Genomic DNA, 22,838 nt, shown 5'->3' with positions numbered 1-22,838 from the left:
CACCCCACCTATATCCTCGCGGGCGCCGAACCGCCGCGCATGGTACGCGAAGACCTGCGCGCGGCAAGCGACCACCTCCGAGCCGCCTCCGTCGCCGCCGACGACCCCGACGACGAGCAACGCCTCTACGAACAGTCCGACGCGCTCGCGGAGCTCGCGACGGCCGACAGCGGCCCCGACCACGGCCGCCTCGCGCGCATCACGCACGCGCTCGACGACCTCGCTGACGCGGTCGACGACGAGGACGCCCGCGAGAGCATCGCCGACGCCAAGGCCAGCGTCGAAGCCTACCGCGAGACGGTCGACGGCGTCTAGCGAGCACTTTTTGCGCTGCGGGGGTGCGCCGAAGGCGCACCCCCGCAGCGCAAAAACTTGCAGAAAAAGCGCTTCGTCCTCCCTCCGCTCGTCCTCGCGCCCGCGTTCCCTCCAGTCGCGCGGCGAACGGCTTTGCTCGGCCTTTTCAAGGCGCTCGCTCGCCGATGCTCGTCAGCTATTGGGTCAGTCAGTCGCCGAGCATCCGGCGACCGAGCGGGCCGGAGGCCCCGATAGGTCGCCGGTTCACTGCGCGAACGAGCGAAGCGAGTGAGCGCAGGCCGACGACCGACTAACGCGCCCGAAGGGCGCGGCGGGAGGGAGGAGTGCTTTTTCCCCAAGTTTTTGCCCGGGAGGGCGGCGAAGCCGCCCTCCCACAGCAAAAAGTGCGGCTTACTCCGGCTTGATGCCGCCGTCCTGCACGCGCATCACGGCCTCGCCGTCGGCGAGGTTCGGCGCGTCGACGAGCTTGACGATGCGCTTGTCGTTCTTGGACTTGCGGAGGTACATCCGGAACGTGGACTTGTGGCCGAGGATGTTGCCACCGATGGGCTTGGTGGGGTCGCCGAAGAACGAGTCGGGGTTGGACTGCACCTGGTTGGTGACGACGACGGCGGCGTTGTAGAGGTTGCCGACCTTGTCGAGGTCGTGGAGGTGCTTGTTGAGCTTCTGCTGGCGGTCGGCGAGTTCGCCGCGGCCGACGTACTCCGCGCGGAAGTGCGCGGTCAGGGAGTCCACGCAGAGCAGGCGGACGGGGTACTCGTCGTCCTCGTACTCGGAGGCGATGTCCTGGGCCTTCTCCGCGAGCAGCATCTGGTGGTTGGAGTTGAACCCCTTCGCGACGTGAATCTTGTCGAGGAATTCCTCGACGAGCGCCTCCATCGCTTCTTCGTCGTCGGGGGTGCCGTCGATGTCGCGGTCGTCCATCGCGGCCTGGAGCTGCTCGTCGCTGAGCCCGCGCACCATGTCGTCGATGCGCTCGGGGCGGAACGTGTCCTCGGAGTCGATGAAGATGGCGCGGCCGCGCAGCCCGCCCTGCTCCTGGGGGAGCTGGACGTTCACCGAGAGCTGGTGGGTGACCTGGGACTTGCCGGCGCCGAACTCGCCGTACACTTCCGAGATGGACTGGGTCTCGATGCCGCCGCCGAGCATCTCGTCGATCTCGGGGACGTTCCACGTGAGCTTGCCAATCTGTTCGCGGCGTTCGAGGACGGTCGCGCCGGTCTCGAAGCCGCCGACGTCGGCCGCCTCGCGGGCGCCCTGGATGACGTCTGCGGCGGTGCTGTCGCCGATGTCTGCGGTGTTGGAGAGCTCGCCGGCTGACGCGACGGCGATGCTCTGGAACGACTCGAATCCGTTCTCTCGGAGTTTCTCCGCGGTCGCGGGGCCGACACCGGGGAGTTCCTCGAGGTCTGCTTCGGGCATGTACACGGAGGTTGGCCCCACCGCATCATAAAGCCTCGTATACACCGGAATGAAAGTGAAACTGGTGCGCGCGAGCGCCGGCCGGCCGCGCGGTGAGCCTGCGACGGGCAACTTAACAGTCAGCGCGGCCTACCTCGGCGCATGACTGACGCAGGCACCTTCTGCCCCCGCTGCGGCGACGCCATCGACGCCGACGACGGGGAGGGTGTCACTCGCCGCGAGCGGTCGCTGTGTGACGCCTGCTACTTCGAGGACTTCGAGTTCGTGGACGCGCCCGAGCGCATCGAAGTGATGGTGTGTGCGCGCTGCGGCGCCGTCCACCGCGGGAACCGCTGGGTGGACGTCGACGCCGACGACTACACCGACGTCGCCATCGAGGAGGTCAGCGAGGCGCTGGCGGTCCACGTCGAGGCCGAGGACGTCGACTGGGAGGTCCGCCCCGAGCAGGTCGATCAGAACACCATCCGGATGCACTGCCTGTTCTCGGGCGTCGTACGCGGCGAGGTCCAGACGGAGGAGGTCGTCGTCCCCGTGAAGGTCAGCCGGCAGACGTGCAAGCGCTGCGGCCGCATCGCGGGCGACTCCTTCGCGTCCATCGTGCAGGTGCGGGCGGTGGGCCGGGACCCCACCAGCGAGGAGACCGAGCGCGCCACCGAACTCGCCCACCAAATCGTCGCCGACATGGAGGAGACGGGCGACCGCAACGCCTTCGTCACGGACGTCTCGGAGGCCGAGTCCGGCATCGACCTCAAACTCTCGACGAACAAGATCGGGCTGAAGCTCGCGCGCAAGCTCATCGAGGAGTTCGGCGGGAGCTTCGAGGACCACGAGAAGCTCGTCACCGAGGACGAGGACGGCAACGAGGTGTACCGCGTGACCTACGCCGTCCGCTTCCCCGAGTTCAAGCCCGGAGACGTCATCGACCTCGCCGACGACGACGGCGGCCCGGTGCTCGTGCGTTCGGTCCACGGGAATCTCAAGGGCGTCCGCGTCACCACGGGCGAGCCCTACGAGGCCAGCTACGAGGAGGGCGACGCGCCCGACGCGCGAAAACTCGGGACGGTCGAGGACGCCACGGACGCCACCGTCGTCACCGTCGAGGACGACAACGCCGTCCAGATTCTCGACCCCGAGACCTACGAGTCCAAGACCGTCCCGCGCCCGGACTACGTGGACGCCGACGCCAGCACCGTCCCCGCGTTGAAGTCCCGCGCCGGCCTCCACGTCCTCCCCGAGGCCTGATGGACTTCGCTGTCGTCGTCCCGAAACCCGACTCGGAAGCCCGCATCGCCGACCTGGAGGCCGAGGGCGTTTACGACGACGCCCGCAAGATTCGGGAGCACGACGCCGACCGCGTCGAACTCCCGGTCTCTGACCGTCCCCGCGAGACTGACTTCGACCGGCTCGTTGAGCAGGACGATCCCGAACTGCGCGCGCCCGGCCTCGACGACCTGCTCCGCGAGCGCGGCTGGACCGAGGCCGAGCGCGACCGCGCGCCGTCGTCGTGGGCGGTCGTCGGCACCGTGATTCTCGCCGACTTCGCCGACTGCCCGCGCCCCGCGGAGGTCGGCGACGCGCTGCTGGACCTCCACAACGAGGCCGACACCGTGCTCGCGCGCGGCGGCATCGACGGCGAGCACCGCGAACCCGACGTCTCCGTCGTCGCCGGCGAGGGCGACACCGAGACCGTCCACACCGAGCACGGCACGCAGTACGCGCTGGACCTCTCGCGCGTGATGTTCGCGCCGGGGAACAAGGCCGAGCGCGCCCGCATGGGCGAAGTCACCAGCGAGGCCGAGCGCGTCCTCGACATGTTCGCGGGCGTCGGCTACTTCGCGCTCCCGATGGCCCGCGCGGGCGCCGACGTGACGGCCGTCGAGAAGAACCCCGAGTCGTTCCGCTTCCTCGCGGAGAACGCCCAGCTCAACGGCGTCAGCCGGAATCTGGACTGCGTGCTCGGGGACTGCCGCGACGTGGAGAGCGAGGCCGACCGCGTCGTGATGGGCTACTACGACGCGCTCGGCGGCGGCCCCGTAGCGGAGGCGGGGACGAGCGAGGGCGGCCCGGGCTATCTGGACGCCGCGCTCGACAACCTCGTCTCCGGCGGAATCCTGCACGTCCACAGCGCCGTCCCCGAGGCCGAACTCTGGGAGCGCCCCGAGTCGCGGCTGCGCGCGGGCTGTGAGCGCGCCGGGAGAGCGGTCGAAATCGAGGCGCGGCGCCGCGTGAAGTCACACAGCGCGGGCGTCGAACACGTCGTTTTGGACGCGCGCGTCGACTAACCAGTACGGCTTTGGCCGGCGAACCCCACGGCTCGGGTATGACGCGGGACCAAATACTCGCCGTCTTTCTCGTCGCGCTGATGCTCGGGTCGTCGCTCGTCTACGGCCTCTCGTTCTTCTAGCTACTCGGCGTCCCAGACGTCCGCGAGCGGGCTCCCGGAGCCGGAACTGCGGCCGCCGTCTCGGTCGTCGCTCGTACTGCTCTGTCCGCTCGTCCTCGCGCTCGACGTACTGCCGGACGCGCCACTCGACTCGCTGGCGTACGTCGGCTCCACTTGGTCGATTTCGCCCGTGATTCCGGCGAGCGCGGCCGCGGGGTCGGGTTCGGGGAGGTCGGGAGTCGTCATCGCGTCCACCTGGTCGCGGAACCACGGCGGCATGTCGGTGCGCGCGCGGTCGAAGAGGTCCAGAATACTGGCGTCCGCGACGTAGGTGGCGCCGTGGTCGTCGGGCGCGCGGACGACGCGCCCGCAGCCCTGAATCACGGTGCGGAGCGCGGTCCGGTAGTACCACGGCCACTGGCCGTCCGCGAGGCGCGCGGCCACCCGCGAGTCGTTCGTGTTCAGGAACGGCGCCTTGCACAGCACCTGCCAGCGCCCGAGGTCGTACTTCAGGTCGAGGGCTTCCTCCATCTTCACCGCGACGAACACCTCGGGGTCGTCGCTGTCCTTCCAGCGCTCCAGTTCCGCGTCCCGAGTATCTGAGTCGTGCGTGCGCACGCGGTCGCCGACGCCGAACTCCTCTAGGCGGCCCGCGAGCTTCTCCGCGATGTCGTAGCTGTGGGCGTGAACTATTCCTTTCTCGTCGGGGTGGTGGGCCATCACGCGCACGAGTGTCTCGGCCATCTTCGGGAGCGTCGTCTCGCGCTCCTCGTAGGTCATCTTCCCATGCGTCACGTCGTACAGCGGGCGGTTTTCGAGGGGGAACGTGTGTTCGACGTCCACGAGCGCGACGTTCGAGGGGTCGAGGCCGACGCTCCGGCAGAACGCCTCCTTGTTGAGGATGGTCGCCGACAGCAGCGCGTGCTTGTTCGCGCGGTCCCAGACGGTGTGCTTGAGGTAGCGCTCGGGGTCCATCGGCTTCACCGTCACCGACTGGTCGTCCGCATCTACCACCCACGTGGTCGCCGACTCGGGGTCGTTGTAGTCCTCCACGAACCAGTTCAGCTCCGAGATGAGTTCCTGCAAGCGGTCGCGCTTCCCGGCTTCCTCGGGCGTGAGTTCGTCCTGCCCGAGCAGTTCGTCTTTCGCGCTCTCGCAGGTCCGCACGAGGTGCTCCGCGAAGTTCACGGCGCCGTCCGGGTCGCCGTCCACGTCCGGCACGCGCACGTCTTCCCAGACGGGGACCGTGTGCTCGTTCAGGTCGATGGTGGCGTACATCTCCGCCCACTCCGCGAGCCCGTGGGCCTCGTCGACGACGCAGACGTCGCGCTTGCGGAACACCTCCGAGCCGGCGGTGCGCATGAAGTACGCCAGCGTCATCGCGGCGAACTCCCGGGAGGAGGCGATGGCGCGGTCCGAGAAGTACGGACAGCGGTGCTTGACCGCGCAGTCGTAGCCGCGCTCGCGGGCGCAGGGCGCGCGGTCCACGGGCGTGTCCTCCTCCCCGGGGAGGATGCAGGTGTAGTTGGACTTCCCGCGGATGAGCTTCAGGTCGTCGAGCAGGTCGTCCTCGGCGACGTCGTCCAGTTGGGAGACCTGCGGCGTCGTGTAGTACGCGCCCGTCGCGTCCACTGGGTCGGCGTCCTCGACGCGGCGCGCGCAGCCCATGATGGCGCGCGCGATGAGGCTCTTCCCGCTGCCGGTGGGCGCGCGCACCAGCACCACGTCGTTGCCCGCCTCGAACGCCTCCCGGATGTCCCGCAGCGCCTGCTGTTGGGCGCCGCGGAACTCGGGGGCGGGGAACTCCCCGACGATGCGCTCGGGATTCACTGCTCGATGGCAGGCGCGCCGGGGGGTTAACGCCACCGCTCGACGCCGGCCCGCGAGCGCCCACCCCCGCATCGCCGTAAAACTTATTTTACAGTGTCAAATACGTTTTACTGTAAAACGCTCTTTACGGGGCGTTCGAGGTGACCCAGATGCTCGGAACCCACGCCACGCCCGCACCGCTCGCAGGAATCGACGCGCTCGTCGGGGTGAGCCGCCCGTGAACGCCTTCGCCGACCCGCGGAACGTCCGGCGGGCCGTCGGCGTGCTGGCCGCCGTCGCCGGCCTCGCGCTCGCCGCGTTCACCGTGCTGAATCAGCCGCTCGTCGGCGTCGGCGTCTACGCCGTCGCCATGGTCGGCGTCGTCGCCGTCCAGTTCCGCGCGGAGACGACCGTCTTCGACGAGCGCGACGAGGCCATCGCGCAGGAGACCGCCCAGCTCACGCTGACCGTCTTCGGCTGGGCGTCCGCCGTCGTGTTCCCCGCGCTCACCCTCGCGTGGGGGCTCGGCCACTTCGAGTGGGGGCCGGGCGCCCGCGCCATCGCGTTCGGCGTCGCGGCGCTGTACCTCACGTACGCGGGACTGCTGTTCGCCGTCCGGCGACGGAGGTGAGCGTCGTGAAGAATTCGTTGCGCGAGCACCGCGAGCGCCACGACATCAGCCAGCGCGAGCTCGCCGAGCGCGTCGGCGTGACCCGTCAGACCATCAACGCCGTCGAGGGCGACCGCTACGACCCCTCCGTCGAACTCGTGTTCAAGCTCGCGGCGTTCTTCGAGGTCTCGGTCGAGGCGCTGTTCGACCCCGAAATCGACCTCGATGCGACCGTCTCCGACCTCGACTAATCCAGCGCCGCCACGTCGCCCGCGCTCGGCTCGTCGGGGAGCGCGTCGATGCAGTCGAAACAGAGGAAGAACTCCGAGTCGTCGGCGAATTCGAGGGTCATCCCGCCGGTCCCCGTGGGGTCCATCGTCCAGATGTCGCCGATGCCGCCGGCGACCCGGACGCTGTCCCCGCAGCCCTCGCAGCGCTCGCTCATACCTTCAGTTCGCGCTCCGCGGGCAAACCCTTTCGGCTCGCGCACTCGACCTTCGTGTATGGAGGTCGACTGCGAGAACTGCGCCGGCTGCTGCGTGGACTGGCGCCCGCTCGCGGACGTCCCCGACCACGAGCGCCGCGGCCCCCAGCGCCCGCTGGACGACACGTACAACCTCGTGCCGCTGACCCGCGAGGACGTGCGCGCGTTCCTCGACGCGGGCCTCGCGGACGCGCTCACGCCCCGGCTCTGGGCGGCCCGGGACGGCCCGAGCGTCGAAATCGACGGCCGCGAGGTCGCCGCCGTCGCCGGGAAGCCCGCCTTCTTCGTCGGCGTCCGGAAGCTCCCGAAGCCCGTCGCGCCCTTCGACACCGACGCGTCGTGGCTCCCCGCGTGCGCGTTCCTCGACCCCGAGACCCTGCAGTGCCGCATCCACGACACCGACGCCTACCCCGAGGAGTGCGCGGAGTACCCCGGCCACAACCTCGCGCTCGACGTGGACGCGGAGTGCGAGCGCGTCGAGCGCCACGTCGGCGGCGACCGCCTGCTCGACGACGAACCCCCGGAGGAGCAGTCCTCGCTCCTGTTCGGCCCGCAGGCGGTCGGCGAGAAGGTGTTCGCGTACCCTGACCCCGCCGACCTCGAAGACGGATTTCTGGATAGGCTGGTCGCCGGCGACCTCACGAAAGCGGACCGCGCGCGCTTCGTCGCCGTCGCCGCCGCGAGTGCGCCCGGCACCACCGCCGTCGAGCCGAACAAGCGCGAGCGGGCCTACGAGACCGCCGTGAACGCCGACTCGTGGGTCGGCGCCGCCGCCGGCGAGTGGCGCGAGCGCGCGGCCCGCGACGACCCCGTCCCGGAACTCGGCGACCCCGTCGAGGAAGCGCGGGGCGCACCTTCGACCCCCGGCTGGGACGCCCTCGACAGTTAAGCGGCCGCGGGCCCACGGCCCGGTATGCGCGTGCTCGTCACGGGTGCCACCGGCTTCGTCGGCGGCCACCTCGTTCCCGAACTCGTCGCCGCCGGCCACGACGTCCGGGCGCTCGTCCGCGACCCCAAGCGCTACGACGCGCCCGAGGGCGTCGAGGTGGTCACGGGCGACCTGCTCGACGCCGACTCGCTGGCGGACGTCTTCGACGGCGTCGACGCCGCCTACTACCTCGTCCACTCGATGGGGTCGGGCGGCGACTTCGCCGAGCGCGACCGCCGCGCCGCCCGGAACTTCGCGGCGGGCGCGGACGCCGCCGGCGTCGCCCGCGTGGTCTACCTCGGCGGCCTCGGGGAGACCGGCGACGACCTCTCCCCGCACCTCGCCTCCCGCCGCGAGGTCGAGGCCGTGCTCGCGGACGCCGCCTTCGACCTCACGACGCTGCGCGCCGCGGTCATCGTCGGCGCGGGGAGCGCGGGCTTCGAGATGGTCTACCAGCTCGTGGACAAGCTCCCCGTGATGGTGACTCCGCAGTGGGTGCGCACGCCCTGTCAGCCCATCGCCGTCCGGGACGTCGTCGCCTACCTCGTCGGCGTCCTCGACCACCCCGAGACCGCCGGCGAGACCTACGAGGTCGGCGGGCCGCAGGTGCTGTCCTACGAGACGATGCTCGAACGCACCGCCGAACTCGCGGGCAAGCGCCTGCTCGTCCTCCCGATTCCCGTGCTCTCGCCGCGGCTCTCGACGTACTGGGTGGACCTCGTGACCGACGTGCCGAAGTCCGTCGCCCACCCCCTGATTCACGGCCTGAAGAACCCCGTCGTCGTCACCGACCACGGCATCAGGGACGTGCTCCCCGTCGAACTGACGCCGTTCGAGGACGCCGCCAAGCGCGCGCTCCGCGAGTACGGGGAGGCCGTCGATGGGTGACGGCGACCGGACGCGGGCGGTCTACGGCGAGGCGTGGGTGTACGAGAGCATCGTCGGCGCGATTCCCGGCGTCGAGGTCTCCGACCGCACCGCCGTCCTCGTCCAGTTCGCGGGCTTCGAGGGGGTGTTGCTCGCGCTCGCGTTCGCGTACGACCTCCCCGGCACCGTCGTCCCCGGTACTGCGGCCGTCGCCGTCGCCGCCGCGGGGAGCGCGTTCATGCTCTCTATCGGCCGCGAGGCGCGCAAGGAGGGGGTGCCGGTGCGCTACCGGCGGCTGCTGTTCGCGTCCAGCATCGAGGTGGTGCTGGGCGTCGTCGCGTACGTCGCCCTGCTCACGTACCTGTTCGTCTACGACCCGCGGGACGGCGCGACGCTGTTCGCGGCCTTACTCGGCGAGCGGCCGCCCGTACTCCCCGCGGCGTTCGCGCTGCTCGTGCTGTGGGACGTCTGCTACCGCATCGGCACGGGCTGGTGGGCGGCGGTCGTCGCGCTGTGGCGCTCGCTCTCCTACGAGTTCGACGCCGACACCGTCGCCGTCGTGCGCGCGGTCGACCGGCGGACGCTGGCGTTCGGCGCGCTCCAGTCGGTGCTGTTGCCGTTCGTGTGGACGCACCCGCCGCTGGCGGTCGCCGTCGCCGGCCACGTCGCCGCGGTCGTGCTCGTCGCTACGGGGTCGCTGCTCGCGATAAAACAGGACGGCTAGTTCGACTGCAGCTGCTGGAACTGGTCGATGAGGTCCTCCGCGGAGTCCCCGTCCTCGAACTCCACGGAGCCCTCGTAGGTCGTGCGGGTGTCGTCGTCGGCGACCTCGACGTTGTTGGTCTTCGCTTCGCGGCGCTCGTGCTCGGCCTCGTCATAGGCACCCATTGACATGGTAACTAAACCCACCCTTGGGAGTTTGTGATTAAGAATGTAACGGACGTTCAGGTATCGCGCGGTCAGAACGACACTTGCCCGGGACCGTCCGTCCCCATCGGCGTGGGGTCGCGGTCGCTGTACCCGACTCGGCCGACCGCCCCGGCGTCGAGCGCGCTGTACACCGCGAACGTCGCGTCCTGTGCGTCCTCGAAGCGCGACTCGCCGGTGCGCTCGATGACGGATTCGAGGCTCTCGGAGCCGTCGGGGTGGGAGAGCTCGTGGTCCCCGATTCGGTCGGCCAGCTCGTCGGCGGTCAGCGGGTAGCTCTGCGACGCGAGGACGTCGGCGGTCTCTCGGAGTGTCATCAACATCACGAACTTTCACGACACACAAGTACGTTACCCATGAACGATAGTGAAGAATTTAATTTGTCTAAGGGGCATTGTATCCCACGACGAGTCACACCAGTTCGTTTAGGTGGCGGCGACCCGCCCTCTACGTATGGTCTACGCGGACCTCCACGTCCACACGCAGCACTCCGACGGCACGCTCACGCTCGACGAGGTGCCCGCGGCCGCCCGCGAAGCCGGCGTCAGCGCCGTCGCGGTCACCGACCACGACCGAGTCCACCCCGGCTTCCGCGCGCCCGTCGAGGAGCGCGGCGGCGTCGAGGTCGTCGCCGGCATCGAACTCCGCGTCGAGGCCGGCGACCAGCGCCTCGACCTCCTCGGCTACGGCGTCACCCCCACCGACGACCTCGTCGCCGAGACCGAGCGCATCCAGCGCGACCGCGTCGCCCGCGGCCGCGCCATCATCGAGAACGTCGAAAGCGAACTCGGCGTCACGCTCGACGTCGAACCCCGCGAGGGACTGGGCCGCCCGCACGTCGCCCGCAGCGTCGTCGCCCACCCCGACACCGACTACGAGACGCCCGACGCGGTGTTCGCGGACCTCATCGGCAACGACGGTCCCTGCTTCGTCGCCCGCGACGTCCCCGACTTCGAGACCGGCGTCGAACTGCTCACCGACGCCTGCGGCGTCGTCGGCCTCGCACACCCACTCCGCTACCCCGACCCGGAGGCCGCGCTCGCGCGCTGTGACGCGCTCGACGCCGTCGAACTCCACTACCCCTACGACCGGCCGGTCGGCGACGACCCCGCCGACGACGGCCGCGCGCTCGTCGCGGCCGCCATCGACGAGCACGACCTCCTTGCGACCGGCGGGACCGACGCCCACGGCCGCGAACTCGGCGTCGAGGGCCTCGACGAGGCCGCCTACGCCGACGTCCGCGTGCAACTCTGAGCGCTGACGGGCGCGTGCCGGTGCCGTGAGGTTCAGGTAGCTGTGGGCCCAAAGGAGGCGTATGCAGTGTCACTACTGCGACCGGGACGCGGACCTCACCGTCGAGAAGGGCGGCCTGAAGGTCGGCGTCTGCGAGGAGCACTTCCAGGAGCGGCTCGACGAGCTTTCCGACAACGAGGCCCTCCAGCAGCTCCGAGAGCAGCTCGAAATCGAACGGTCGTAGCGTCCCCCAGCGGTCCCGCCCGCCCAACGAGTCCTCCTTATCGGCTCGCGTCCACGTCTATCGCGTCCACCGGACAGACGTCCACGCAGAGCATGCAGTCGATGCACTGGGTCTCGTTGGCCGGGTCGGCCTTCTTCTCGGACTCCGGGTGGCCGGGCGTCTCCACCCACTCGAAGACGTCCACGGGGCAGTCTTCGAGGCAGGCGCCGTCCGCCAGACAGATGTCGAAGTCGACGGCGACGTGCGTGCCGTGAATCCCGAGCTTCTCGGGTTCCTCGACGGGGCCCCAGACGTCGTGGCCCTTGTGCGTGTCCACCTGCTCGCGGTTCTCCGTGAACTGCGGGTCGATTGCCATACCCACGAGTCGGGCGCCCGGCAGTATCAACCCCGCGGGTATCACGTTCGCGGCGTCGAGTCAGGCTTATCCGAACTCGCGGCGTCCCACCGTCCATGCGACACGTCCGCCTCGACGACCTCGACTCCCGGATGGGGCCCGCCGACCACAACGTCCCGCTGACGGACGCGCTCGGCGTCGCCGACGCCGCGCTCAACTACTACGAACTGGACGCCGGCGACAGCTTCTCCTACGGCCTCCACAGCCACCAGAACCAGGAGGAGATATTCCACGTGCTCGACGGGACAGTCACCTTCGAGACGCTGGACGTCCAGCAGGCCGCCGACCCCGACGAGGAGCCCGCCAGCACCGAGGAAGTCGAAGTGAGCGCGGGCGAGCTCGTGCGCTTCGGGCCGGGCGAGTTCCAGCGCGGCGTCAACCGCGGCGACGAGCGCGTGCGCGCGCTCGCCGTCGGCGCGCCCCAGGACGCCGGCGACACCGAGATTCTCCGCGAGTGCGAGGACTGCGGCGAGACGACCACCCAGGAAATCGAGCTCGCGGACGACCACAGCGAGATTCGCGCCGTCTGCGAGGCCTGCGGCGCGGTCACTGGGCGCTTCGACTGACGCGGCCGACGGCTTTCTTGTCCCCCGGTTCGTAGTCGCGGGCATGACCGAGCATCCGCCCCGTCTCGTCTTCGACGACGACTGCGGGTTCTGCACGTGGTGTGCGCACTTCGCCGAGCGTCACGGCGACGTCGAAATCGTGGGGTTCTCCGAGCTCTCCCCCGACCAGCTCGCGCGCCTCCCCGCCGACTACGAGCGCTCCGCGCACCTGCTCACCGACGACGCCGTCTACTCCGCGGGCGCTGCCATCGAGCGCACGCTCGTCCACGACTTCCCGGTGCTCGCGCCGGTCTTCGGCGCGCTCCACGAGGTGCCGGGCTACGTGGACCTCCGCGAGCACCTCTACCGCTGGGGCGCGGACAACCGCGACCTCCTCGGGAAAATCGTCCGCGACGAGCCGCCCGCCCGCCAGTAGTCAGTCCGCGGCCTTCGGCTGGACCAGCGACTGCGTGAAGTTCTCGAACAGCCGCTTCGCCTCGCAGGCCGCGGCGTAGTTCTCCGGCGTGATGCCGTCTAACACGTCCTGTTTGCGCTCGTCGGCGAGGTCGTCCTTCCGCGTGGTGACGTCCGCGGCGGTCTCGGTGTCGTACTCGGGGTGGAACTGCACGCCCACCGACTCGCCGAGCCGGAACGCGTGGACGCCGTAGTCGTTCTCCGCGAGCAGCTGCGCGCCCGGCGGCAGCTCCACGACCGCGTCCGAGTGCGTCGTGAACGCGGTGAACGTCTCGCCGATGCCGTCGAACAGCGGGTCGTCGGCGACGCGCTCGACGCTCCGGTAGCCGATTTCGTACTCGCCCATGTCGTCGACGCGCCCGCCCAGCGCCGCCGCGACGACCTGGTGGCCGAAACAGACCCCGAGGACGGGGACGCCCGCGTCGTGGCAGTCCGCGACGTGCGCCACGAGCGGGTCGATCCAGTCCTCGTCCCAGTACACCGACGACCGCGACCCCGTCACGACCACACCGTCGTAGTCGTGGCTGTCGGGGAGGTCGCCGTCGGCGGCGTGGAACTCCACGAGCTCCGCGTCGAGTTCGCGGCGGAAGTTCCGCGTCGTGTTCGTGGGGTCGTGGGCCGCGTTCAGTAACGCGACGCGTGGCCGACTCATGGTCGTTGGAAGTCGTCCGCGGTCAAAAGGCGTTTCGGCGCTCACACGTCCTGTCGCGACGTCGGAGACGGGGATGACAGGCCGTCTCCGCCTCTCCCGCCGGTGGTTGGACTGTGCTATTCGCTGCGTGGTAACAACTAACGCGATAGAACATAACTCTACGGAACGGCGCAAACGTTCGGGGCGTCTCCGAACCACCTTTGGTGGGCTCGCTCCCTCCTCGAAGGTAGGATGCGCGCCATCAAGGACAGCGTTCACGACTGGGTGGAGGTTGAGGGCGTCGCCGAAGCCCTGCTGGACACGCCCGCCGTCCAGCGCCTGCGCCACATCAAGCAGCTCTCGACGATTCGGCTCGTCTACCCCTCCGCGAACCACACGCGCTTCGAGCACTCCCTTGGCGTCTACCACCTCGCGGACCGCGCGCTCGCCCACCTTGACGTCACCGGCGCGCGCGCCGACACCGTGCGCGCCGCCGCGCTCCTCCACGACGTCGGCCACGGCCCCTACGGCCACCAGACCGAGGGCATCATCCAGCGCCACCTCGGCCGCCACCACGACGACGTCGCCCACCTCCTCGTGGACGGCGATATCGGGGCTGTACTCCGCGACCACGGCCTCGACCCCGAGCGGGTCGCCGCCACCGTCCGCGGCGACGGCAAACTCGGCCAGTTGGTCGCCGGGGAGCTAGACGTGGACCGGATGGACTACCTCGTGCGGGACGCCCACCACACCGGCGTCCCCTACGGCACCATCGACTACGGCCGGCTGCTGCGCGCGCTCACGTTCCGCGGCGACGACCTCGTGCTCGCCGAGGGCAACGTCGCCACCGCGGAATCGCTGCTGGTGGGGCGCGCGCTGATGAACGCCACCGTCTACCGCCACCACGTCTCCCGCATCGCCGGGACGATGCTGGACCGCGCGGGCGAGCGCCTCCTCGACGCTGCCGCCATCGACGCCGAGGCGTTCGCGCGCATGACCGACGCCGAACTGCTGGGCGCGCTCCGCGAGCACGACGCCACCGCCGACGCCGCCCGCCGCATCACCGAACGAGACCTCTACAAGCGCGCCGTCTGGGCCGAACGGGGTGCCGTCCCCGGCGACGTCGTGGACGCCGACTACGAGACCGTCCGCGAGTTCGAGCGCGAGATTGCCGATACCGCCGGCGTCCCCGACGGCGAGGTCGTCGTGGACAACCCCGGCCACCCGTCGATGCCCGAGTCCTCCGCGCGCGTCGTCGTCGGCGACGAACTCCGCCCGCTCGACCAGCAGTCCCCGCTCGTGCAGGGCCTGCAGGAGTCCCAGCGCGTCCAGTGGCGCTTCGGCGTCTACGCGCCCGACGAACACGTCCCCGAGGTCGCCGCGGCCGCCGAGCGCGTGCTCGGCCTCGACGACGTCGGCGACACCACCGAGCAGTAGTCAGGCCTCGTAGAGGTCCGTCGAGAGGTAGCGCTCGCCGCCGTCCGGGAGCACCGCGACGGTCACCTCCTCGGGGTGCTCGCGGGCGTACTCGGCGGCCGCCGCGACCGCCGCGCCCGCGGAGATGCCCACGAGCAGGCCCTCCTCGCGGGCGACGCGTCTGGCGGCTTCCTTCGCTTCCTCGTTCCCGACGCCCCGCACTTCGTCCACGACGTCCGTGTCCAGCACGTCCGGGAGGAACCCCGGCCCGATGCCCTGGATGTCGTGGCTGGCGCTGCTGCGCTCGGAGAGCGTCGGCGACGCCTCGGGTTCGACGCCGACCATCGTCACGTCCGCATCTTTGTCTTCGGTGAGGTAGCGGCCGACGCCCGTGATGGTGCCGCCCGTGCCGACGCCCGCGACCACTGCATCGACCGCGCCGCCGGTCTTCTCGTAGATCTCCGCGCCGGTCGTCCGGCGGTGCGCGCGGGCGTTCGCGGGGTTCTCGAACTGCCGCGCGAGTATCGCGTTCTCGTGCTCGTCAGCGAGCTCCGCGGCGCGCTCGTTCGCGCCGCCCATCCCCTCGTCGGCGGGCGTGAGTTCGAGGTCCGCGCCGAGCGCGGACAGGAGCGCGCGCCGCTCCTCGGACATCGACGCCGGCATCGTCAGCACGCAGTCGTAGTCCCGCGCGGCCGCGACCGACGCCAGCCCGATGCCCGTGTTCCCGCTGGTCGAGGCCACCACGGTCCCGCCGGGTTCGAGGTCGCCGGCGTCCTCGGCGTCGTCCAGCATCTCGCGGGCGATGCGGTCTTTCACCGAGTACGGGTTCGCGGACTCGACCTTCCCGAGGAGGTTCTGTGCGAACGCGTCCAGCCGCAACAGCGGCGTCTCGCCGATTAGTTCGCCGACCGACGATGCCACGTCGCCGTCTTCGAGTGTCGTCTGTGCCTGCATCCTCTGGACCTACCACCGCCGCCAGAAAGAGCCGTCCGCCGAAGACGTTCGCTACGCGCTCGCGACTTCCCGCAGAATCTCGGGCGCGGCCTCTAACGCCTCGTCGAGCTTGTCGGCGTCGGGGCCGCCGCCCTGCGCGAAGTCCGGCGGACCGCCGCCGCCGCCGCCGACCATGCTCGCGAGCTCGCCGACGACCTCGCCGGCGTTCACGGGCGCGCCGTCCGGCACCGCGACGACGAACTGCGCGCCGTCGGCCCCGGAGCCGACGACCGCAATCTTGCCCTCCTCGACGAGCGCGTTCGCGGTCGCCTGTAGCTCGTCCATGTCGCCGTCGAGTCGCTGGACAACCGCCGTGACGTCACCGACTTCCACTTCCTCGCCGTCGCCGCCGCCCGACGCGCGGGCCTCGGCGACCTGCTCCTTGAGGTCCTCGATGGTCTTCCCGCGCTCCTTCCACTCCGTGAAGAAGCGCTCGGCGGTCTCCGGCACCTCCGAGGGCGCCACGTCGAACGTCTCCGCGGTCGCCAGCAGGTCGTCTTCGAGGTCCTGGACGTGCTCGACGGCGGCCTCGCCCGCGGCGAACGTCAGCCGCTCGACGCCGTCCTGCACGCGCTCGGTGTTCAGCAGCTTGATGGCGCCGATTTCGCCCGTGCGGTTGACGTGCGTCCCGCCGCAGGCCTGCACGTCCTCGCCGACGTGAATCAGGCGGATGTTCTCCCCGGCGGGAATCCCGCCCTGATAGAGGTCGAAGCCGTACTTCTCCTCGGCCTCGTGGCGGTGGGGCCACTCGCGCTGCACGCTCGTGTTCTCGCGGACGACCTCGTTGGCGACGCGCTCGATGCGCTTGGCCGTCTCGCGGTCGATGCGCTCGTAGTGCCGGATGTCGATGCGGGAGCTGTCGGTGCCCTTCTGCGCGCCGGCCTGCCGGACGTGCTCGCCGAGCACCCGGCGGGCGGCGTGGACGACCACGTGGGTCGCCGTGTGGTGGGCCATCAGGCGCTCGCGGCGCTCCATGTCTATCTGCCCGCGCACGAACTCGCCCTTCCCGGGGTCGTCGGTCGTGCGGTGGAGGACCACGTCGTCGCGCTTCTGGACGTCCACCACTTCGACGGACTGGTCGTCCGTCGAGAGCGTGCCGTGGTCGGCGGGCTGGCCGCCGCCCTCGGCGTAGAACATCGTCTGGTCGAGCACCACGTCGTACACCTCCTCGCCGTCTTCCTCGCGCTCGAAGACGTCCAGCACGACCGCCTCGAACTCCGACCGGTAGGGGTCGTCGTAGTACAGCGCCTCCGTCTCCGGGAGGTCGTCGAGGCGCTCGTCCTCGCTGTCGTCGGTTTCGAGGGTCTCCGCGGAGTCGTGGCGCTCGGCGACCAGCGAGTAGAAGTCGTCGGGCGCGTCCACGGTCGCGCCGACTTCGCTTGCGATGTCCTCGACCATGTCCGGCTGGATGCCGTGGGAGTCGTACAGCTCGATGAGCTCGCTGGCCGGGATGGGCTCGCCGCGCTCGGCGTACTCCTCGGCGAGCTGGCGGACCTTCCGGCCGCCGCGCTCCAGCGTTTCGGCGTACTTCTCGACCTCCGAGCGGACGATGGAGCGGATGGTGTCGCGGTTCTCGTAGTCGAGGCGCTCGGCCTGCATGTCCACGAGCTCGTCCAGCGGCACGTCCGCGCCGACGTTGTCCACGAGGCGCTTCGTGCGCCGGAGGACCATGCGCGCGAGGTAGCCGGTGCCGACGTTCGACGGCACGATGCCGTCACCGAACATGTACGCCAGCGTCCGGGAGTGGTCCGCGATGGCGTAGATATCTTCGAGCGGGCGCAGCAGGTCCAGTAGCCGCTCGGTCTCGACGCCGAGCTGGTCGGCGATGTTGTCCCGCGCCGCCTCGATGTCCTCGGCCTCGTCGATGTCGAGGTGGCCCGCGAGCTTCGCCGCGCGGTGGACGAGCTGCTCCTCCTCCTCGGTGTGCTCGATGCCCGCCTGCGCTTTCAGGAACTCGATGGTCTCCGGGTAGATAGCCTCGTAGACAGTCGGAGTGCCCTGACTCACCCACGTCCACCGCTCCAGCCCGTAGCCGGTGTCCACGACGTACGTGTCCATCGGGCTGTAGCGGTTGCCGTCCTTCATCTCGTAGTCGCCGTCGGGGTCCTGCTCCATCGACATGAAGACCAGCGTCGCCAGCTCCGCGCCCTTGTAGATGACCTCGAAAGCCGGGCCAGCGTTGCCGCCGCCGACCCACGGGTCCTCGATGTACGTGACGTCCTGCGGGTCCACGCCCATGTCCACGAAGAACTCGTCGCAGTACTGGACCGTCTCGTCCTTCCAGTACACCTCGCCCTCGTAGGCGTACTCCTCGTCGGCGTCCTCGCGCGTGTTGAACGCGTGGTGGGCCATCATCTCGAACGCCATCGTGTGCCGGCCCGTCTTCCCGACGTTGTCGATGTCCTGCATCCGGATGCAGGGCTGGCTGACGGTGAGGGGGTTGGCGGGCGGCGGCGTCTGCCCGGAGGTCACCAGCGGCTGGAAGTCGTAGATGGAGGCCTGCGTCAGTAGCACGTCGTCGCGCCACCGGTTCGCCGCGACCGGGTACGGGTCGATGCGCTCGTGGTCGTGGGCCTCGAAAAAGGAGAGGAACCGCTCGCGCATCTCCTCTAAGGTGTACTCGTCGTCGAACCCGGGGTCGTCGATGAACTGGTAGTCCTCGCAGGGGGGTTCGCCGCACGTTTCGCGCTCGGGGTCGCGCGTCCAGAAGTGCGCCCCGCACTCCGTGCACTCCCGTCGCTGGAAGTCCTCCTCCTCGAAGTAGTCGAGGCGGTACTCCGACTCGAGGTCGCTCATTACCAGTATGGTGGCCGACCGACGAGTAAAACAGTTCCGGGGCTGGCTCGCGGCCCCGAATTCGGTGGGTTCGGGGCGAGCGATAGCCTTACGGCAACCCCCTGACAACAGTGTTGGCATGACACACGGCCGGTTCTCGCGGCGCGCCTTCCTCGGCGCGCTCGGCGCGGCGGCGGCCGCCGGCTGCACCGCGCCCGCCGACGCCCCCCAGCCCTCCCAGCCGACCACGGAGTCCCAGTCCCGCATCTCGCTGACCGGCGACGCCGGCTGGTCGACGTACGGCTACACGCCGACCCACACCGGTCACAATCCGGCCGCCGGCGGCGTCGGCGGCGACCCGACGAAAGTCTGGGAGGGGGCCGTGGACGGCATCTACACGCTCCGCGAGCCCGCGGTCGCGGGCGGCCGGCTGTTCGTCGGCAGCGGCGAGTCCACGTGGGCGTTCGACGCCGAGACGGGCGACCCCGAGTGGGACACTGACCTCGGCGCGCTTCCCCACCAGTACCCGCCTACGCACCGCGACGGCCGGCTGTTCGTCGTCGCCAAGGAGTCCGGCGGCGTCAACACCGACCTCCCCGGCTCCGTGCGCGCGCTCGACCCCGCGGACGGCAGCCAGCAGTGGCGCACGAACCTCCCGGTCACGTCCACCGTCACTCACGACGGCGACCGGCTCTACGTCGCGGCCAAAGAAGCCGAACGCGGCTACGTGCAGGCGCTTGACCCCGCCACCGGCGAGCGCGGCTGGCGCTTCGACGTGCCGGACGCGCCCCGGAGCTACGTTCTCGGGGCGCCCGCGTACGCCGACGGCACGCTCTACGTCACCGCCACGCATCTCGCCGACGACGGCCGGACGTCGGGCGCGCTGTACGCGCTCGACCCGGAGGCGGGCGACCTGTCGTGGTCGCTGTCCACCGAGGCCGCGCTCCCGTTCGCGCCCATCGTCGCCGACGACCGCATCCACGTCGTCGGCCGCGACGGCACCGTCCAGACCGTCTCCACGGACGGCGAGCGCGGCTGGTCGGCGGACGCGGGCGCGAAGGTGTACACCCGTCCGGCGTACGCGAACGGCCGGCTGTTCGTCCTCACTGCCGACGACATCGTGGCCTACGACGACGCCGGCGACGAGGACTGGCGCGCGGCCAGCGACCGCACCCAGTTGACGGGGATGGCGGTCGGCGGCGGCACGCTGTACGTCGGTGGCGAACCGCTGTTCGCGCTCGACGCCGCGACTGGAGAGATGCAGTTCGAACTCACGGAGGACGTCTTCCACCTCACGTACGGCGCGCCAATCGTCGTCGGCGACGTGCTGTACGCCGGCATCTGCATCAAGGACGAGGCCGGCGCGATGTACGACAACTCCGTGCGCGCGTTCGTGTAGCCGGCGAGGCGGGCCGACTCCCTCAACGGCTAAACCGCCGGCGCCCCACTACCCGCCTATGGGACGCATGGTGGACGGCGAGTGGCGCACCGAAGAGGAGATGATAGAACACGGCGAGAGCGGCGAGTTCGAGCGCGAGGAGACGACGTTCCGCGACTGGGTGGGCGAGGACGTCCCCGCCGAGTCCGGGCGATACCACCTCTACGTCTCCTACGCGTGCCCGTGGGCGCACCGCACGCTGCTCACGCGCGCGCTCAAGGGCCTCGAAGACGCCGTCTCGGTGAGCGTCGTCGACCCCGTCCGGTTCGATCAGGGCTGGGAGTTCGACCCCGACAAGCCCGGAACCACCCCCGACCACCTGTTCGGCTCGGACTACCTCCGGGAGGTGTACGCGCACGCCGACGCCGAGTACACGGGCCGCGTCACGGTGCCCGTCCTCTACGACACCGAGGAGGACACCATCGTGAACAACGAGAGCGAGGAGATAATGCGGATGCTCGACGTCGCCTTCGACGAGTACGCCACGCGGGACGTGGACCTCTACCCCGAGGGCTACCAGGACGAGGTCGACCGCCTCATCGAGGACATCTACGACCCCATCAACAACGGCGTCTACCGCGCGGGGTTCGCGGACAGCCAGCGCGCCTACGACAACGCCGTCGACGACCTCTTCGAGGCGCTCGCGCACTACGACGACCTCCTCGCCGACCAGCGCTACCTCGCGGGCGACGTGCTCACCGAGGCCGACGTCGCGATGTTCACCACGCTCTACCGCTTCGACGAGGTCTACCACACGCACTTCAAGTGCAACCGCAAGCGCATCGTCGACTACGACAACCTCTGGCCGTACCTCCGCGAGCTCTGTCAGCTTCCGGGTGTCGCGGACACCCTGCACATGGACCACGTCAAACAGCACTACTACCGCAGCCACGGCCACCTCAATCCGAAGCGCCTCGTCCCCACGGGCCCGAACCCGGACTTCTTCGCGCCCCACGACCGCGACGAACTCCCGGGCGGCCCGCCCGCTGACCTGCAAGAGTAGTTTAGGGGCTGCCCGCTGAAGTCGTCGTATGGACCTCTCCCGTGACGACTTGCCGGGCGTCGCGCTCGCCGTCGTCGTCTGCAACCTCGTCGGCGCCTCGCCCGCGCTCGTCACCGCGACCGGCAGCGGCACGTGGTACGACACGCTCGCACAGCCCGCGCTCGCGCCGCCGGGCTGGGTGTTCGGGCCGGTATGGACGGCGCTGTTCACGCTGCTCGGCGTCGCCGCCTACCTCGTGCTCCGGGACGGCCGCGGCCGCCGGCGCACGCTGGCGTTCGGGCTGTTCGTCGCGCAGTACGTGCTCAACGTCGCGTGGACGCTGGTCTTCTTCGGCGGGCAGAACATTACGGGCGGGCTCGCCGTCATCGCCGCACTCTGGGTGGGTATCGTCGCGACGCTCGCGGCGTTCTCCCGGGTGCGGCCCGCCGCGGGCGCGCTGCTCGTCCCGTACCTCGCGTGGGTGTCGTTCGCGGCGTACCTGAACTACGGCTTCTGGGCGCTGAACTAGTCCTCGCCGTCGAAGTCGGGGCCGCCGCGCTCCTCGGCGGTGATGGCGACGCCCTTCTCGGCCCACTCGTGAATCTTGTCGTCGGCCGCGCGCAGAATCTCGCTGGTGTCGTGGCCGCTGTCCTGGGCCACCTGAATCGCGTACGCCGCCAGCAGGCCGACGTGCGGGGAGACGTCGTCGCGGTCCCGGTGGTCGTTCTGGAGGAACATCTCGGGGCCGTTGGGCGCGTAGTACAACAGCGCCATCGGCACGTCGTCCAGCGTCGAAATCGTCTTGATGACCCGCTCTTGGTACTCGGTGAGGTCCGCCATACTCGCCCGTGCGGGCACAGCGGGAAGAACCCTGTCGTTCCCGGAGCCGGCGCTCGCGGTCCTACTCGTCGGCGTTCAGCGCGACTGAAGCGAGCAGCGCCTCCAGTTGGACGCGCTCGTTGGCGCCCTCCGCGATGCGGTAGTCGGCCTCGCCGAGGCGGTCCAGCAGCCGGACCGCGGCCGCCTCCTCGACGTCGAACTCCCAGACGGAGCGATGCACTTGGTCGATGATGTCGCCGCCGGCGAGCCCGCGGTTCGAGATGAGGTCGTCGAGCGTCGAGCGCGCGGCCGTGAAGTCGCCGTCGATGGCCTCCGTCACCATGTCCTCGATTTCCTCGGGGCGGGCGGTCGCCGTGATGGCGAACACCGTCTCCTCGTCCACCACGTCGCCCGTCGCCGAGGCCGCCTGCAGGGCGTTGATGGCGCGGCGCATGTCGCCGTCCGCGGCGTACACGAGCGCGTCGATGCCGTCCTCCGTGTATTCGAGGTCCTCGCGGGCCGCGAGGTCGCGGAGGTGCGCGGCGACCGCGTCGTCGTCGATGGGCGAGAACCGGAACACCGCACACCGGGACTGAATCGGGTCGATGATCTTCGAGGAGTAGTTACAGGAGAGGATGAAGCGGGTGTTCTCGGAGAACTGCTCCATCGTGCGGCGCAGCGCCGACTGGGCGTCGTCGGTGAGCGCGTCCGCCTCGTCGAGGAAGATGATGCGGTGGTCGTAGCCGCCGAACGACGTGCGCGCGAAGTCCTTGATGCGGTCCCGGACCACGTCGATGCCGCGCTCGTCGCTGGCGTTCAGTTCGAGGAAGTTGTCCTGCCAGTCGTCGCCGTAGATCTCCTTGGCGATGGCGATGCTGGCGGTGGTCTTCCCGGTGCCCGCGGGCCCCGCGAACAGGAGGTGCGGGAGGTCGTCGCGGTCGACGTAGCTCTGGAGGCGCTCGGTGATCGAGGGGTGCCCGACGACGTCTTCGAGGCGCTGTGGTCGGTACTTCTCCACCCAGATTTCCTGCCGACCGCCGGCGGCGTCTGCCATACGAACACGCAGGTCCCACCCGGCCTTAAAGGCCGCGAGACGGCGACCGGCTGGGAGCGTCGCGCCCCACCGGAGCCGCGCTACGCCCCCGGAAT

Annotated in this window: 27 protein-coding genes; 16 read left to right on the top strand and 11 right to left on the bottom strand. The window is 70.0% G+C overall.

The window, feature by feature from the left end:
- Window positions 1-39 precede the first annotated feature (39 nt).
- The gene (locus ABSL23_RS04545) at window positions 40-315 is read left to right on the top strand and encodes a hypothetical protein (RefSeq protein WP_059058100.1); all 276 of its coding nucleotides are present in this window, start codon (window positions 40-42) and stop codon (window positions 313-315) included.
- A gap of 390 nt (window positions 316-705) precedes the next feature.
- Here the strand turns inward: ABSL23_RS04545 and radA are convergent, their stop codons facing one another.
- Complete coding sequence (gene radA / locus ABSL23_RS04540) at window positions 706-1,737, bottom strand: DNA repair and recombination protein RadA (RefSeq protein ID WP_353634885.1); 1,032 nt, start codon at window positions 1,735-1,737, stop codon at window positions 706-708.
- Window positions 1,738-1,878: 141 nt separating this feature from the next.
- Here radA and ABSL23_RS04535 point away from each other — a divergent pair, with 141 nt between their 5' ends.
- Together ABSL23_RS04535 and ABSL23_RS04530 are read left to right on the top strand one after the other, a co-directional pair.
- Complete coding sequence (locus tag ABSL23_RS04535) at window positions 1,879-2,979, top strand: 60S ribosomal export protein NMD3 (protein WP_353634884.1); 1,101 nt, start codon at window positions 1,879-1,881, stop codon at window positions 2,977-2,979.
- Window positions 2,979-4,019, top strand: coding sequence for a class I SAM-dependent methyltransferase family protein (locus ABSL23_RS04530; RefSeq protein ID WP_353634883.1), 1,041 nt, complete (start codon window positions 2,979-2,981; stop codon window positions 4,017-4,019). Before ABSL23_RS04535 ends, ABSL23_RS04530 begins: the two co-directional genes overlap by 1 nt.
- 122 nt (window positions 4,020-4,141) lie before the next feature.
- Here the strand turns inward: ABSL23_RS04530 and ABSL23_RS04525 are convergent, their stop codons facing one another.
- Complete coding sequence (locus ABSL23_RS04525; RefSeq protein ID WP_353634882.1) at window positions 4,142-5,950, bottom strand: ATP-dependent DNA helicase; 1,809 nt, start codon at window positions 5,948-5,950, stop codon at window positions 4,142-4,144.
- Window positions 5,951-6,167: 217 nt separating this feature from the next.
- On the opposite strand from ABSL23_RS04525, the gene ABSL23_RS04520 reads away from it, so the two are divergent.
- Both ABSL23_RS04520 and ABSL23_RS04515 read left to right on the top strand, forming a co-directional pair.
- Window positions 6,168-6,560, top strand: a complete 393-nt coding sequence (locus ABSL23_RS04520; RefSeq protein ID WP_353634881.1) for a DUF2178 domain-containing protein — start codon at window positions 6,168-6,170, stop codon at window positions 6,558-6,560.
- Window positions 6,561-6,565: 5 nt separating this feature from the next.
- Window positions 6,566-6,790, top strand: a complete 225-nt coding sequence (locus ABSL23_RS04515; RefSeq protein WP_353634880.1) for a helix-turn-helix transcriptional regulator — start codon at window positions 6,566-6,568, stop codon at window positions 6,788-6,790.
- Here ABSL23_RS04515 and ABSL23_RS04510 read toward each other — a convergent pair.
- Window positions 6,787-6,984, bottom strand: a complete 198-nt coding sequence (locus ABSL23_RS04510) for a hypothetical protein (protein WP_353634879.1) — start codon at window positions 6,982-6,984, stop codon at window positions 6,787-6,789. The genes ABSL23_RS04515 and ABSL23_RS04510 overlap by 4 nt on opposite strands.
- Before the next feature lie 58 nt (window positions 6,985-7,042).
- Here ABSL23_RS04510 and ABSL23_RS04505 point away from each other — a divergent pair, with 58 nt between their 5' ends.
- Genes ABSL23_RS04505 through ABSL23_RS04495 form a run of 3 tightly spaced genes read left to right on the top strand, consistent with a single transcriptional unit; the run spans window position 7,043 to window position 9,542 of the window.
- Window positions 7,043-7,912 (top strand): YkgJ family cysteine cluster protein, encoded by an 870-nt coding sequence (locus ABSL23_RS04505; protein WP_353634878.1) that lies wholly within the window; start codon window positions 7,043-7,045, stop codon window positions 7,910-7,912.
- A 24-nt stretch (window positions 7,913-7,936) separates the two neighbouring features.
- Window positions 7,937-8,839: an NAD(P)H-binding protein gene (locus ABSL23_RS04500; RefSeq protein WP_353634877.1), complete on the top strand. Its 903-nt coding sequence runs from the start codon at window positions 7,937-7,939 to the stop codon at window positions 8,837-8,839.
- The gene (locus ABSL23_RS04495; RefSeq protein WP_353634876.1) at window positions 8,832-9,542 is read left to right on the top strand and encodes a hypothetical protein; all 711 of its coding nucleotides are present in this window, start codon (window positions 8,832-8,834) and stop codon (window positions 9,540-9,542) included. Before ABSL23_RS04500 ends, ABSL23_RS04495 begins: the two co-directional genes overlap by 8 nt.
- Here ABSL23_RS04495 and ABSL23_RS04490 read toward each other — a convergent pair.
- Together ABSL23_RS04490 and ABSL23_RS04485 are read right to left on the bottom strand one after the other, a co-directional pair.
- Window positions 9,539-9,712, bottom strand: coding sequence for a DUF5786 family protein (locus tag ABSL23_RS04490; RefSeq protein ID WP_169793419.1), 174 nt, complete (start codon window positions 9,710-9,712; stop codon window positions 9,539-9,541). The genes ABSL23_RS04495 and ABSL23_RS04490 overlap by 4 nt on opposite strands.
- 65 nt (window positions 9,713-9,777) lie before the next feature.
- Complete coding sequence (locus ABSL23_RS04485; protein WP_059058007.1) at window positions 9,778-10,062, bottom strand: DUF5789 family protein; 285 nt, start codon at window positions 10,060-10,062, stop codon at window positions 9,778-9,780.
- Between the two features lie 136 nt (window positions 10,063-10,198).
- Between ABSL23_RS04485 and ABSL23_RS04480 the strand changes: the two genes are divergently transcribed.
- Both ABSL23_RS04480 and ABSL23_RS04475 read left to right on the top strand, forming a co-directional pair.
- Window positions 10,199-10,999, top strand: a complete 801-nt coding sequence (locus tag ABSL23_RS04480) for a PHP domain-containing protein (RefSeq protein WP_353634875.1) — start codon at window positions 10,199-10,201, stop codon at window positions 10,997-10,999.
- 61 nt (window positions 11,000-11,060) lie between these two features.
- Window positions 11,061-11,222 (top strand): DUF6757 family protein, encoded by a 162-nt coding sequence (locus tag ABSL23_RS04475; protein ID WP_169793418.1) that lies wholly within the window; start codon window positions 11,061-11,063, stop codon window positions 11,220-11,222.
- Between the two features lie 37 nt (window positions 11,223-11,259).
- Here the strand turns inward: ABSL23_RS04475 and ABSL23_RS04470 are convergent, their stop codons facing one another.
- Window positions 11,260-11,577 carry a ferredoxin family protein gene (locus tag ABSL23_RS04470; RefSeq protein WP_059058003.1) on the bottom strand — a complete coding sequence of 106 codons (318 nt, stop codon included), beginning with the start codon at window positions 11,575-11,577 and terminating at the stop codon, window positions 11,260-11,262.
- Between the two features lie 95 nt (window positions 11,578-11,672).
- Here ABSL23_RS04470 and ABSL23_RS04465 point away from each other — a divergent pair, with 95 nt between their 5' ends.
- On the top strand, window positions 11,673-12,182 hold the full coding sequence (locus ABSL23_RS04465) for a cupin domain-containing protein (RefSeq protein ID WP_353634874.1): 510 nt from the start codon (window positions 11,673-11,675) through the stop codon (window positions 12,180-12,182).
- A gap of 43 nt (window positions 12,183-12,225) precedes the next feature.
- Entirely contained in the window at window positions 12,226-12,597 is a 372-nt protein-coding gene (locus ABSL23_RS04460) for a DCC1-like thiol-disulfide oxidoreductase family protein (protein ID WP_353634873.1), read from the top strand.
- Here ABSL23_RS04460 and ABSL23_RS04455 read toward each other — a convergent pair whose 3' ends face one another.
- The gene (locus ABSL23_RS04455; protein ID WP_353634872.1) at window positions 12,598-13,287 is read right to left on the bottom strand and encodes a type 1 glutamine amidotransferase; all 690 of its coding nucleotides are present in this window, start codon (window positions 13,285-13,287) and stop codon (window positions 12,598-12,600) included.
- Between the two features lie 231 nt (window positions 13,288-13,518).
- Between ABSL23_RS04455 and ABSL23_RS04450 the strand changes: the two genes are divergently transcribed.
- A complete protein-coding gene (locus ABSL23_RS04450; RefSeq protein WP_353634871.1) occupies window positions 13,519-14,703 on the top strand; it encodes an HD domain-containing protein in 1,185 nt (394 codons plus the stop codon).
- Here ABSL23_RS04450 and cysK read toward each other — a convergent pair whose 3' ends face one another.
- The gene (gene cysK / locus ABSL23_RS04445) at window positions 14,704-15,636 is read right to left on the bottom strand and encodes a cysteine synthase A (RefSeq protein ID WP_353634870.1); all 933 of its coding nucleotides are present in this window, start codon (window positions 15,634-15,636) and stop codon (window positions 14,704-14,706) included.
- 51 nt (window positions 15,637-15,687) lie between these two features.
- A complete protein-coding gene (gene alaS, locus ABSL23_RS04440) occupies window positions 15,688-18,471 on the bottom strand; it encodes an alanine--tRNA ligase (RefSeq protein WP_353634869.1) in 2,784 nt (927 codons plus the stop codon).
- A gap of 118 nt (window positions 18,472-18,589) precedes the next feature.
- Here alaS and ABSL23_RS04435 point away from each other — a divergent pair, with 118 nt between their 5' ends.
- The 3 genes from ABSL23_RS04435 to ABSL23_RS04425 are packed head-to-tail and all read left to right on the top strand — an operon-like array spanning window position 18,590 to window position 21,399.
- Window positions 18,590-19,849 (top strand): PQQ-binding-like beta-propeller repeat protein, encoded by a 1,260-nt coding sequence (locus tag ABSL23_RS04435; RefSeq protein ID WP_353634868.1) that lies wholly within the window; start codon window positions 18,590-18,592, stop codon window positions 19,847-19,849.
- Window positions 19,850-19,907: 58 nt separating this feature from the next.
- Window positions 19,908-20,891 (top strand): glutathione S-transferase family protein, encoded by a 984-nt coding sequence (locus ABSL23_RS04430; protein ID WP_353634867.1) that lies wholly within the window; start codon window positions 19,908-19,910, stop codon window positions 20,889-20,891.
- A 28-nt stretch (window positions 20,892-20,919) separates the two neighbouring features.
- Window positions 20,920-21,399 (top strand): TspO/MBR family protein, encoded by a 480-nt coding sequence (locus tag ABSL23_RS04425; RefSeq protein WP_353634866.1) that lies wholly within the window; start codon window positions 20,920-20,922, stop codon window positions 21,397-21,399.
- Here the strand turns inward: ABSL23_RS04425 and ABSL23_RS04420 are convergent.
- A complete protein-coding gene (locus tag ABSL23_RS04420) occupies window positions 21,396-21,710 on the bottom strand; it encodes a hypothetical protein (protein WP_353634865.1) in 315 nt (104 codons plus the stop codon). The genes ABSL23_RS04425 and ABSL23_RS04420 overlap by 4 nt on opposite strands.
- A 61-nt stretch (window positions 21,711-21,771) precedes the next feature.
- Window positions 21,772-22,743, bottom strand: coding sequence for a replication factor C small subunit (locus ABSL23_RS04415; RefSeq protein WP_353634864.1), 972 nt, complete (start codon window positions 22,741-22,743; stop codon window positions 21,772-21,774).
- Window positions 22,744-22,838: the final 95 nt, after the last annotated feature.

Origin of the sequence: Halobacterium sp. NMX12-1 (assembly GCF_040435975.1) — an archaeon.
GTDB classification, from domain to species: Archaea; Halobacteriota; Halobacteria; order Halobacteriales; family Halobacteriaceae; genus Halobacterium; species Halobacterium hubeiense.
Note: the sequence above shows the minus strand (reverse complement) of the source record. Positions and strands in the feature narration are given on the sequence as shown.